11 protein-coding genes are annotated in these 12,683 nt (G+C 49.7%); 3 read left to right on the forward strand and 8 right to left on the reverse strand.

Features of this window, described 5'->3' with window-relative positions; all coding sequences use genetic code 11:
• Positions 1-382: 382 nt before the first annotated feature.
• The 3 genes from citX to EJL91_RS02825 all read left to right on the forward strand — a co-directional run bounded on the left by citX (position 383) and on the right by EJL91_RS02825 (position 3,798).
• Positions 383-937 (forward strand): citrate lyase holo-[acyl-carrier protein] synthase, encoded by a 555-nt coding sequence (gene citX / locus EJL91_RS02815; protein WP_125140441.1) that lies wholly within the window; start codon positions 383-385, stop codon positions 935-937.
• On the forward strand, positions 934-1,965 hold the full coding sequence (locus EJL91_RS02820) for a triphosphoribosyl-dephospho-CoA synthase (RefSeq protein ID WP_125140442.1): 1,032 nt from the start codon (positions 934-936) through the stop codon (positions 1,963-1,965). The genes citX and EJL91_RS02820 overlap by 4 nt, the downstream gene beginning before the upstream one ends.
• Positions 1,966-2,058: 93 nt before the next feature.
• Positions 2,059-3,798, forward strand: coding sequence for an Rqc2 family fibronectin-binding protein (locus EJL91_RS02825; protein ID WP_125140443.1), 1,740 nt, complete (start codon positions 2,059-2,061; stop codon positions 3,796-3,798).
• Between the two features lie 165 nt (positions 3,799-3,963).
• Here EJL91_RS02825 and EJL91_RS02830 read toward each other — a convergent pair whose 3' ends face one another.
• The 8 genes from EJL91_RS02830 to rsgA form a co-directional block, all read right to left on the reverse strand.
• A complete protein-coding gene (locus EJL91_RS02830) occupies positions 3,964-5,166 on the reverse strand; it encodes a cofactor-independent phosphoglycerate mutase (RefSeq protein ID WP_125140444.1) in 1,203 nt (400 codons plus the stop codon).
• 222 nt (positions 5,167-5,388) lie between these two features.
• Complete coding sequence (locus EJL91_RS02835) at positions 5,389-6,531, reverse strand: SLC13 family permease (RefSeq protein ID WP_125140445.1); 1,143 nt, start codon at positions 6,529-6,531, stop codon at positions 5,389-5,391.
• A gap of 200 nt (positions 6,532-6,731) precedes the next feature.
• Positions 6,732-8,009, reverse strand: a complete 1,278-nt coding sequence (serS, locus tag EJL91_RS02840; protein WP_125140446.1) for a serine--tRNA ligase — start codon at positions 8,007-8,009, stop codon at positions 6,732-6,734.
• 818 nt (positions 8,010-8,827) lie between these two features.
• Positions 8,828-9,691, reverse strand: a complete 864-nt coding sequence (locus EJL91_RS02845) for a pyridoxamine kinase (protein WP_243125214.1) — start codon at positions 9,689-9,691, stop codon at positions 8,828-8,830.
• 43 nt (positions 9,692-9,734) lie between these two features.
• On the reverse strand, positions 9,735-10,325 hold the full coding sequence (locus tag EJL91_RS02850) for an ECF transporter S component (RefSeq protein WP_125140448.1): 591 nt from the start codon (positions 10,323-10,325) through the stop codon (positions 9,735-9,737).
• A gap of 132 nt (positions 10,326-10,457) precedes the next feature.
• Entirely contained in the window at positions 10,458-11,108 is a 651-nt protein-coding gene (locus tag EJL91_RS02855) for a thiamine diphosphokinase (protein WP_125140449.1), read from the reverse strand.
• 22 nt (positions 11,109-11,130) lie between these two features.
• Positions 11,131-11,793: a ribulose-phosphate 3-epimerase gene (gene rpe, locus EJL91_RS02860; RefSeq protein ID WP_125140450.1), complete on the reverse strand. Its 663-nt coding sequence runs from the start codon at positions 11,791-11,793 to the stop codon at positions 11,131-11,133.
• Between the two features lie 2 nt (positions 11,794-11,795).
• A complete protein-coding gene (rsgA, locus tag EJL91_RS02865; protein WP_125140987.1) occupies positions 11,796-12,674 on the reverse strand; it encodes a ribosome small subunit-dependent GTPase A in 879 nt (292 codons plus the stop codon).
• Positions 12,675-12,683 lie beyond the last annotated feature (9 nt).

Genomic DNA, 12,683 nt, shown 5'->3' on the forward strand with positions numbered 1-12,683 from the left:
ACAGCCTGCCCGGGGGAAGGAGGGAGAAAACTTTCCGAAGGGGACATTGGAGTCCGCCGGTGCTTGGCGAGGTTTCTCACGAGCTTAGCATCCGCTGTGCGCTCCACAAGCGGGAGCGGGTCCCTGTAGGAATTTTTTCTCCCGGATTCCCCCCCTCACGACAACCTCCCACTCGGGACTGAAGACTCATCCCTTCCCATTCCGGCCCCCAGCCGTCCCGGCAGCGTCCTCATTTCTCAATTTACATTTCTCAATTAAATCTCAACTTCCTGTTGTTTTAAATGCCGCTTTTCTTTATAATAAGAAGTCAGGGGCATAATATCTCTGTGCCCGCACTGTATGGGAACATTTTCCCGAAACTAATCTACAGGAGGGTTCAGACATGGATTTGACGTTGAATAATGAGGTATTACTTGAAGAAATGCTGGCTGCCAGGGAGCGGCGCGTCTTCCTGCAGAACACTTTGGCGAAAAGATATAATACGACGCTCATCAGCTTTACCTTAAACATCCCGGGACCTGTGAAGGTGTTTGCAGGGATACCGGAGGTTTTTGACGGCGGGTACCGCGAAATTCTGGAGGCGCTTGCCGCTGCAGACATTTCCGTGCTGCATGAACATATAATCCGCGAGAAGACGGGCTATGAGGCTTTTATTGCCGCCGACGCCTCTCCTCTCACAATCAAGCGGCTGATGACAAGACTGGAGGATGGCTCTTCTATCGGGCGCCTTTTTGATATTGATATTATAAAACTGGACGGGAGCAAGGTTTCCAGGGAGGAGCTTGGTCTTCCCTGCCGTACCTGCCTGATATGCGGTCAGCCCGCCCACGCCTGCAGCCGAAGCAGGAATCACAGCGTGGAAGAACTGATTGCCCATATTAAGAAAATAATATCGGAAGTTTACCCGGGAACTGATAAAGGCGGGACTGGGCTATGAATTTGAAAAAAGCGATTGGCAGCCGGGAGTTTTCCGTGAACCTGATGCGGAAACAGTTTTTGGATGCGTTAGAATGCGCGGCAGGCCGCTCTCTCACTGATGAGGTGGAGGCCACTCCCAAGCCGGGGCTGGTGGATTTAAAGGACAGCGGCGCCCATAAAGATATGGATTACAGGACATTTAAACTCAGCATTGAAGCAATTCTGCCTTTTATCAGGGAGATGGCTGAGATTGGAATTCATCACGGGGCTATGGAAGAGGAAACCGGACCGCAAAGTAAAAATGAGCCGGATACAGAAAATGCAGAACAATTATTTGCAGCTATCCGGCCGGCCGGGGTGCGGGCTGAGAAAGCTATGTTTTCAGCGACAGGCGGTGTCAATACCCACAAAGGCATCATTTTTTCCATGGGAATCCTGGCTGCGGCGACCGGGCGTTTTTGGGGCAGGCGCCTTCTATGCCCCGGTGCTAAAGCGGAGGAACTTTTATCCTACTGCAGCCTGATGTGCCACCGGCCGATGGAGCGCGACTTTTCCGCCGTCGTACCGGGAAAAGATAACACGCACGGGGAACTGCTCTACCTGAAATACGGGTGCCGTGGAATTAGGGGAGAAGCGGCCGATGGATTTCCAGCCGTCCGTTATGTCGGACTTCCGGCGCTTCGGGAATACTTTGAATATGCGAAGTTATCCGGTGTTCATCCAGGCCGGAACCAGCTTTCCCTCCACATCCTTCTTCATTTGATGGCAAATGTGGATGATACGAATGTGCTTTTCAGGACAAACTATGAATCACTTGAATATGTAAAGCAGTGCGCCCTGTCGGTCCTCTCGCTTGGGGGCAGCAAAACGGATAAAGGGATGGAAGCCCTTACACGGCTGAACAAAGACTTTACGGTTAAAAACATAAGTCCCGGAGGCTGCGCGGATTTACTGTCCATGACTCTTTTCCTCTGGCGGATTGAATCACTTTTTCACACTGATAACGGCGCTAATGACATAGATAGAAATTTCCGGAATGGAGATTGATTGAAATTATATTAGCCTTGGATTTGAAACTATACTGGATTTGAGGCTATATTAGATTTGCAACTAAATTTGATTTGAAAGGAATGACCAACTATGGCTTTTGACGGAATAGTAATTGCCGGTCTGGTAAAGGAATTTAATGATAAACTGACCGGCGGAAAGATCTCAAAGATTGCCCAGACGGAAAAGGATGAACTCCTTTTTACAATAAAAAACAACAGGGAGAATTACCGTCTTCTGATGTCTGTAAATGCAAGCCTCCCGTTAATCTATCTGACGCAGACGAATAAACAGAGTCCCATGACGGCCCCCAATTTCTGCATGCTCCTCAGAAAACATATCGGAAACGGGAAAATTGTATCCGTGAGCCAGCCTGGGCTGGAACGGATTATCCGTTTTGAGATTGAACACCTGGATGAACTTGGCGACCTCTGCCGCAAGTTCCTGATTGTCGAGCTGATGGGAAAACACAGCAATATTATTTTCTGCACACCGGACGACAAAATCATAGACAGTATCAAACATATTTCCGCCCAGATAAGTTCTGTCCGGGAAGTGCTTCCGGGACGTGATTATTTTATCCCGCAGGCTGCAGGAAAGAAAGATCCGCTCTCTGCCGACGAGACCGTGTTCACGGAAACGCTCTCTGCCGCCCAGGCACCCGCCGGCAAAGCGATTTACACAAGTTTCACCGGAATCAGCCCCGTCATGGCGGAAGAATTCTGCCATCTTGCCTCCATTGACGCCGATGTGCCAGCTTCGACTCTCTCTGAACTGGAAATCACCCATTTGAGCCGTACGCTCGCGCTTGCCATGGAACAGGTGAAGGAAGGCAGATTTGAGCCGAATATTCTTTACCGCGATGAGGAGCCGGTTGAATTCTCCGCTCTCCCGCTCACCTCCTGGCCGCCGGAGTACAGGGCCGTCCAGTTTGATTCCATCAGCAGCACACTGGAACTTTATTATGCATCCAAAAATGTAATTACACGCATCCGGCAGAAGTCCTCCGATCTGCGAAGAATTGTCCAGACCGCACTGGAGCGAGGATATAAAAAATACGATTTACAGTTGAAACAGTTAAAGGACACGGAAAAAAGAGACAAATACAAAATTTACGGCGAGCTCCTCAACACCTACGGCTATGAACTGAGCGGAGGGGAAAAAGAGCTTGAATGCATCAACTATTACACGAATGAAACGGTAAAGATCCCTCTGGATCCCCAGCTTACCGCCAGAGAAAACTCACAGAAATTTTTCGACAAATATAATAAACTGAAACGAACCTGGGAAGCGCTCTCCAAATTTGTGGAAGAGACAAAACAGGAGATCGAGCATCTGGAATCCATCAGCACATCCCTCGACATTGCCCTGAAGGAGGAGGATCTGGCACAGATTAAGCAGGAACTGACGGAGTACGGCTTTATCAAAAAGCACGGGCCGTCCGGAAAGAAGGTCAAAATCACCAGCCGTCCGTTCCACTATATTTCCTCCGATGGGTTTCATATTTACGTTGGAAAGAACAATTACCAGAACGAAGAACTGACCTTCAAGGTGGCCTCAGGCAACGACTGGTGGTTCCATGCAAAAGGAATCCCCGGCTCCCATGTCATCGTAAAGGCAGAGGGCCGCGAACTTCCCGACAGAACGTTTGAAGAAGCCGGTTCCCTTGCCGCCTATTATTCCAAGGGGCGCGGCAATGAAAAAGTGGAGATCGATTATATCCAGAAAAAATCCGTCAAGAAAGTGGCCGGAGCCGCCCCGGGTTTTGTTATCTACCATACGAATTATTCGCTGATGGCGGTACCGAAAGTAACATTGGAGGAAGTGCTTTAAACTCTCATATTCACCTGTCTTTCGGAAGATAAGAAAAAAGAATTAAAGGAGTTCAGCGACTTTTTAAATTTGGTTCCGCCTACGTGCTGAACTGCCAATCCATATAGAATGCCCCCTCTTTTAAGAAAGAGGGGGCATTCTATATGGATTATTTTGACTGCATCCCTATTCTCCCAGCAGACGGTCTATCATTCTGTAACCTTCTTTTACCAGGATACCGGATTTCTTTCCATTTGCCTCACTGTATAAGAGTCCCTGGCCTGATTTCTTTCTGCTGTCATAAAGAAGATACGGCACCGGGTCGGAGACGTGTGTGCGGCAGCGGATTGGAGTCGGGTGGTCCGGCATGATAAGAAGCCTGTAATCCTCGCCTGATTTGTCCATCTCTTCCGCCACAATTCGGATCAGTCTCTGATCCAGATATTCGATGGCTTTCACCTTTTTCTCCACGCTTCCCTGATGTCCCATCTCATCCGGGGCCTCCACATGGATATAGACAAAGTCGGCGCCCTCTTCCAGCAGCGCTTTTACGCCCGCCAGAGCCTTTCCTTCATAGTTTGTGTTAAGGCCGCCGTTGGCGCCGGGAACCTCGATATTTCTCATGCCTGCACCGACCGCAATGCCTTTGAGAAGATCGACAGCCGAAATCATAACGCCCTTCTTTCCTGTCTTTTCATAGAACGAGGATAAGGCAGGCCTTGTTCCGGCTCCCCAGAACCAGAGTGAATTGGCCTTGTTCTTTCCCTCCGCGGCCCGCTTTTCATTGAGCGGATGATGGTTCAGGATATCAAAGCTCTTCTTCATCATTTCCCTCATTTTTTCATCCTGGGGGAGATGTTGGCCAATCTTCTGTGTCAGCACATCATGAGGCGGCGTCAAATCCACAACCTCACCTTTTTCCCATATCAGAAGATGGCGGTAGCTGGTGCCTACATGGAAATGGTATGTCTCATTTTCAAATACTTCTTTTACCGCGTCTAAAAGCACGGCGGCGTCCTCCGTGGAAATCTCATCGGAACTGTGGTCGATGATCGTCCTCTCCTCGTAGGGGCCCTCCTCCTCGGACAGCGTAACAATGTTGCAGCGCAGGGCAATGTCGGTCGTCTTCATATCCACGCCGATGCTGAGAGCCTCTAACGGTGAACGGCCCGTGTAATATTTCTGCGGGTTATATCCGAGAACGGCAAGGTTCGCCGTGTCACTGCCCGGTTTCATTCCATCCGGAATCGTCGCTGCCAGTCCCACCTCGGAAAGAGGGGCCAGCCGGTCCATAGCCGGAGTGTCCGCATATTCGATCGGGGTCTTTCCCCCCAAAGACTCAATAGGCTCATCTGCCATTCCATCACCAAGCACAATTATATACTTCATTCTGTCAACCTCCTGATTTTCGTTGTACCAATATTTCTGATTGCTGCCTTTTATTCTACACGTTCTTTCTATAAAATGCAACCGTCCGTGTAAGACGGACAAAAAGAGCGAGGTGACTCCGTGACTGTTCACTTGGGATGTATTCCGCGAGGTGTTTTCACGTGTTTTTCGTGAAAATCCCGAGTTCTTCGGCAAATGGCGTTACTGCCGGCAGGCGGCAGCTTAGAGCCCTCCCGTCAGAAGTACGGCCAACGCGGCTAACACGGCCAGAAAAGCCAGGTTCCATCCGGTAAATGTTTTAAAGTACACGCCTTTCTTTTCATCGTAGGCCCTGGCAAAAAATTTATAGGAAATGAGGCTGGCAAGGGAGGCAATCAGCGTCCCCAGCCCTCCCAGGTTTACGGCTGTCAGAAGGGTTTTATATTCTCCTGTAAAACCCGACAGTAAAATGGCAGCCGGAACATTGCTGATAATCTGGCTGGCCGCGATTCCCGTTATCAGTTCGTGGCCGTTAATCAGACTGCTCAGCCATAAATTCACCGCATCGATCCGCTTCATATTACCGATGAATATGAAAAAGCAGACAAACGTCAGCAAAAGGAAATAATCCAGCTCTTTTAAAACCTTCCTGTCTCTGGCAAGCATCCAGCACAGCACAGCTAAAAGCGCAAGCTGCCACGGTACGATATGGATTACTACCAGGAGGCTGAACAGAAACAGCAGCAGATAAACGGCCAATCTTTTGACGAACGCTCCCGCATCTTCCGGCCCCGTTCCCATCCGCACCTTCACTTCAATTTTTTCATCCTTCTCTGCGGCCAGGACAAAACCAAGGAGAAGCATGGAAACCACGGCATAGGGCAGCACAGCCCCCATGAATTCTGCCATTGTAATCCCGGACACCGAATAGAGATAAAGGTTCTGCGGATTCCCCACCGGAGTCGCCATACTGCCCAGATTGGCGGCGATTGTCTCAAGCACAATTAATTTAATCAGCCTCTCCTCCTTTCCCACCATCTGATAGACCAGAATGGTAAAGGGGACAAAGGTGATAAGCGATACGTCGTTGGTGATTGCCATGCTGCAGAAAAAGCAGAGAAATACCAGAATAAATGAGAGCTTTTTCGTGCCGTGGGTGCCGGACAGAAGCTTCTGTCCCAGCAGGGTAAAGACACCGATGGACTGCATGCCCGCCACCACCGCCATCAGGCAGAATAAGAGCGCCAGTGTCCTGAAATCAATATACCCCACATACTCCTTCCCCGGCCGTACCGACAGGGAAGACAGAAAGGCAAGCAGCGCCGCGATGCAGAACACCGTCTCGTTCTTCAAAAATTGTTTTAATGATGTAATATTATGATTCATACTTCCATCCCCGTCTACTCGATAAAGAATACAATCTATCCTTAAAAAATAGGCAGGAGCCGTCTCCGGTTATCTCCTGCCTTTTCATTATATTATTTTACTGTTGGACCGATATAATAAAACCGGATCTGGTTTTTTCATCGAAACCGCACAGTTCAATATGGATGCATTTACCGTGGCATCCGTATTATCCCCGCAGATTAGCGGATCTCCGTCATTCCACCCATATATGGACGCAGAGGCTCAGGAATTCTGACGGAACCGTCCGCCTGAAGGTTGTTCTCCAGAAATGCAATCAGCATACGCGGAGGAGCTACCACCGTGTTGTTTAATGTGTGGGCAAAGTATTTGCCGTCCTGGCCGTTTACGCGGATTTTAAGCCTTCTGGCCTGAGCGTCTCCAAGGTTGGAACAGCTTCCGACCTCAAAATACTTCTTCTGTCTCGGGGACCATGCCTCCACATCGACCGATTTCACTTTCAGATCGGCCAGATCTCCGGAACAGCATTCCAGCGTTCTTACCGGAACATCCAGGGAACGGAATAAATCAACGGTATTCTGCCACAGTTTGTCAAACCACATCTTGCTGTCTTCCGGTTTGCAGACAACGATCATCTCCTGCTTCTCAAACTGATGGATTCTGTATACGCCTCTCTCCTCAATACCATGGGCTCCCTTTTCCTTACGGAAACATGGGGAATAGCTGGTAAGCGTCTTAGGAAGCTCTTCCTCCTGTACAACCGTATCGATAAATTTACCAATCATGGAGTGCTCGCTTGTCCCGATGAGGTAGAGATCCTCTCCCTCGATCTTATACATCATGGCATCCATCTCGGCAAAGCTCATAACGCCGGTAACAACGTTGCTGCGGATCATGAACGGCGGAACACAGTAAGTAAAACCGCGGTTGATCATGAAATCCCTTGCATAAGAAATTACTGCGGAGTGAAGTCTGGCGATATCACCCATCAGGTAATAAAAACCGTTTCCTGCCACTTTCCTGGCGCTGTCCAGATCAATTCCGTTAAAACGCTCCATGATCTCCGTATGATAAGGAATCTCAAAATCGGGAACCACCGGCTCACCGTATTTCTGTACTTCCACATTCTCACTGTCGTCTTTTCCAATCGGAACGCTCGGATCAATGATATTCGGGATAGTCATCATCTTCTTTAAGATCTGCTCTCCCAGCTCTTTCTCCTGTTCCTCCAGCTCGGCCAGACGCGCAGACTGCTCGGCAACCTGCTTCTTCATCTCCTCAGCCTCGTCCTTTTTCCCCTGTCCCATCAGGGCGCCGATCTGTTTGGCAATCTTATTTTTATTGGCGCGAAGGTCATCCGCTTCTTTCTTGGCTGCTCTGTTCTTCGCATCCAGTTCAATCACTTCATCCACAAGGCACAGCTTATTGTCCTGAAATTTATTTTTAATATTCTGCTTTACGATTTCAGGATTTTCTCTGACAAACTTTAAATCTAACATTTCTTCCTCCTGTTAATAACTGTCTTTCTTTCGGTTTGCTCCGTGCCTGTCGGCACGCTTCGCGGAATCGCTCCGGTGTGAGCGGCAGCCAATTTTTTCCCCGACTGCCATATCTTTGTCGATTATACTACAGTTTTTTCTTTATGGAAAGCCCTATTTCAGGTTGTGCCCTTTATTAGTTGAGATGCGGGGACGGCTTTGAGGGATGCGGGCGGGGGATTGGTTGGATAGGTCTTCAGTCCCGGGGGGTAGTGAGTGGTGAAGGGGAATCCGGGAGAAAAAATTCCTACGGGGACTCGCTCCCGCTTGTGGAGCGCACAACGGATGCTAAGCTCGAAAAAACCTCACTAAGCACCGGCGGGCTCCAAGGTCCCCTTCGGAAAGTTTTCTCCCGGATTCCCCCGGGTACGTTATCGGCGGGACTGAAGACTGGGAAGGGTTCGGCTCCGTCCGGCATCTTCAAAGGCTGATTGTCCCTTTCGTCAAGTGCGGGGGATGGTATTGTCGCGGCAAACAAATCAGCGGCCGCAGGCCGTGGTTCGGAATGGCGAAAACCTTCGCGTCTTCAGTCCCGGTCATAGCCTGCCTGTGGGAAAGGAGGGAGAAAATCATTCCGGAGGGAACCTGAAGTTCATCGGCACTTACCGAGGTCTTTTCGAGGTTAGTTCCGTTATGAACTTCGAAGAGCGCAAGCGTTTCCCGCAGGAATCATTTTCTGCCCGGATTTCCCACCCGCGACAACCAAAACCCGGGACTGAAGACTCATAACTGCCCTCTCACCGTCCCGCCTCCCGACCTGACGGCGGCGTTCTCGTTCCTCAGCTAATTTTCATTAAATAGGATAAACATTCCTCCAGGCACAGCCCTTCCACTTCCGGAACGCCCAGTTCTTCGGAGCGCTCGACGCATTTTCTGGTGAATGCGGCTGCTCTTCTGACCGCTTCCTCCAGGCCGACGCCTTTTACGATGCTGGCTCCGATCACGGCGGAGAATACATCCCCCGATCCGTGGTGGCTTCCCTCGACATAATGGGCAGTCTGGAAGACCGGTTCTTTTCCCCTCTCATGAATCACATTGAGGATGAGGCTGCCTTTGACCACTCCGGTGAGCACCACGGCTCCGGCTCCCATCAGCAGTAATTTGTAGGTCAGATCGGCAAGTTTTCTCTTGCTCCATCCCTTTTCCTGGTACTGGGTATCCGTCAGGATGCACGCCTCGGTCAGGTTCGGAGTGATGATGTCCGCGTACTGTATCAGTTCTTTCATCCCGTCGAAGAGCTGCTGATCGCAGACGCTGTATGCCATTCCGTTGTCTCCCATCGTGGGATCCACCAGAAGCATCGTATTCTCTTTTTTGAAATAACGGATAAACTCCGTTACGATTTCCACCTGTCTTGCAGAACCGAGAAATCCGGTCATAATCCCGTCAAAGGAAAAGCCAAGCTTCTTCCATTCCTCGATGTAAGCCTCCATCCGGTCCGTGTAATCATCAAAAAAGCAGGAGGGATATCCTGCATGGTTGGAAAGCACAGCTGTGACAAGCGGACAGCACTGTACCTTCAGTGCGCTGATTACAGGAATAGCCGCTGTCAGTGCACAGCGGCCATATCCTGCCATATCGTTAATCGCAGCAATTTTTTTAGGTTGTAAAGATGTTACCTGTCTTTCCGTAACATTTGCCATATTCAAATCTTTCATGTGTTTTTCGTTGTCCCCATCGTTTTTTTTACGCAGACAATCCGGAAAAGAGACCGGCTTTCCTGAGTGCCGGGCGAAGCGCCATATACACAGCCACCGATACAATAGCCGAAGTTACGGCATTGATGGATGTGGAAGCCACATTCCAGGCCAGGCTCAGCTCCGCCGCCGGTTTTCCGATAATCCACAGTTTATAATAATATCCTATCAGCGGATCGGCTATCACATTAAAGAGAAGTCCTGCCGATGCTGCTATTACCGTATAATTAAAAATATGTTTTTTATCACTGCTGTGCTCGATTTTCCCAAGCTTATGTGCAATTAATCCCGTAATCAGGCCGATGCAGAGCTTGCAGATAAATGTCTTCGGCGCATAGATGACGTAGACGGGATCCAGAAGATCTCCAATGGTCATGCCGATGGCTCCTCCCAGGCCTCCGTAAAAGCCTCCTATCAGAAGCGCCCCAAGTACACAGACCGCGTTTCCAAGATGGATGGATGTCGCGTCACCGCCCGGCAGTGAAATCCTTATCTGGCCGAAAGTAAATACTACATATGAGAGGGCGGCCAGAAGCCCGGTCATTGCAATTTTGTAAGCCTGAGTGTTTCTTGATGTCATGATGAACTCTCCTCTTTTGTTACGGTTCTTATTTCCTTCACTTCGGATATGCATCATCATAGCATAGATTTGTACTTGTAAAAACATACAGATTCTATTATTTTAATCAGGTCAGTTATTCTGTATTTAGTTTCAGTCGTGCGCTTCCACGCAAATCAGGACGCCTGATTCGACCTCCATGATCCCTTCTTCCCCGTTCAGCTCATTGCTGATGCAGAGACAGGAACCGAGTTCAATGCGGCGCCTGTTTAACGGATACTTAAATCCTTTTAACGTCAGCCCTGTCACAACTTCGGTGAGCGGCATGAAAGAGATGTATTTTCCGTAAATTTCCGACCGTCTGAACACTTTTCCGCCGTCCAGCAGGTACAGCTTGTTCTGGGCGTCGTAAATGCATACCTCCATACCCTGCTTGAAGAACTGGTAAATGAGCTGGATGTTGCTGATCTCATGATCCATCCTTCCGCCGAGGGCGCCTAAAAGATCCACCCTGTCGCAACCGCAGCGGGCGGCAGTCAGAAGAGCCAGTTCCGTATCCGTCTCATCCTTCTCCGGCTTATGGATCTCAAATGTCACGGAAGGGTTGTCCCTGTATTCTTTGAGCACCGACGGCTCCACCGTATCCAGATCCCCCACTACCTCATCCGGCATGATATGCAGGGAATTCAGTATCTCCAGACCGGCGTCCACCGCAATAACCCAGTCATAGTTCCGGTTCTGCAGAAAATCCTTAACAAATGAGATATCAATCGAACCGCCTGTTACAACCAAACACTTTTTCATACATTATCACTTCTCTTTTTGATTATTTGTCATATTCACTAAAAATATCCAGGAATGTCTGCACATTCTTTTTGGCATCCCCCTTGAACACCGCCGAACCGGCCACAATAACATCTGCGCCGGCCTCGATGACCTCTCTCACATTGGATGGCGAGATGCCGCCGTCCACCTGAATACGCGTGGAAAGCCCTTTTTCGTTGCAGAGATTCCTCAGTTCCCGGATCTTATCCAGGGTGTAAGGAATGAACTTCTGGCCTCCGAATCCCGGATTGACCGACATGATGAGAACCATGTCCACCTGGTCGAGGATGCAGTTCAGCGTAGATACCGGCGTCGCAGGATTCAGCGCCACACCGGCCAGCAGCCCGGCCTCTTTGATCTGATTGATGGTCCGATCCAGGTGGATACATGCCTCCTGGTGCACACAGATTAAATCTGCGCCGGCCTTTTTCATCGCATCCACGTATCTTCCCGGCTCTTCCACCATCATGTGTACGTCAAATACCTTGTCCGTACAGCTTCTAAGGCTCTCGATTACCGGCATCCCGAATGAAATGCTGGGGACAAAGGCCCCATCCATAATATCCAGATGAATGTACGGCGCTCCAGCCCTGTCTACTTCCTGTACCTGTTCTCCAAGGCGCTTAAAATCGGCCCCCAGTATGGAGGGTGCTAAAATAATCATAATCAGTATCTCCTCTTATCTTTTAATTCCTGGTAAAGAAGAAGGTAATTGTCGTAACGGCTCCGGTCTATCTTCCCTTCTGCCACGGCCGTCTTCACTCCGCACACTTTTTCGCCCACATGGATGCATCCAAGGAAACGGCACTCATCCTCATAGGCGGAAAATTCCGGAAAATAGTCTTTCAGTTCATTCGGTTCCAAGTCTTCAATATACATGGAGCTGAATCCCGGAGTGTCCATCATATAGGTTCCTTCTTCAACAAAGAAAAGCTCCGAATGTCTTGTCGTATGCTTTCCTCTTTTTATCTTTTCGCTGACAACGCCCGTCTCCATCCTGGCTTCCGGCTGCAGATAATTGGTGATGGACGATTTCCCTACGCCGGAGGGACCCGCCAGAACGGTCGTTTTACCGGCAATCAGCCGGTGAAGCTCCTCTAGCCCCGATTCTTCGTAGGTGCTGATGAAGTGGAGCGGATAGCCGGGCGGGCCGTAGATGGCCTTCAGCCTCTCAATCTCCGCCTCCCCGGACAGATCAATTTTGTTAAAACAGATGATTACCGGTATCTCCTGGCGCTCCATCATGACAAGGAACCGATCCAGCAGGTTCAGGTTCGGCATCGGTTCCGTCACGGCAAAAACCACCACGGCCTGGTCTACATTCGAGACGGCCGGGCGGATCAGCCTGTTTTTCCGCGGCAGGATGGCGTCGATATTCCCGGTCTTTTCCTTTTCATCGAGAACCGTGAATTCGACGTCGTCCCCCACCAGCGGTTTTATATTTCTGTTTCTGAAAATTCCTTTTGCCTTGCATTCGTATATTTCACTGTGTCCGTCGTGGACGTAGTAAAAACCGGCAATGCCTTTGATAATCTTACCTTCCATTCGTCTCAT

The sequence above is a fragment of the Clostridium transplantifaecale genome (genome assembly GCF_900626075.1).
Classification (GTDB): Bacteria; Bacillota; Clostridia; order Lachnospirales; family Lachnospiraceae; genus Otoolea; species Otoolea transplantifaecalis.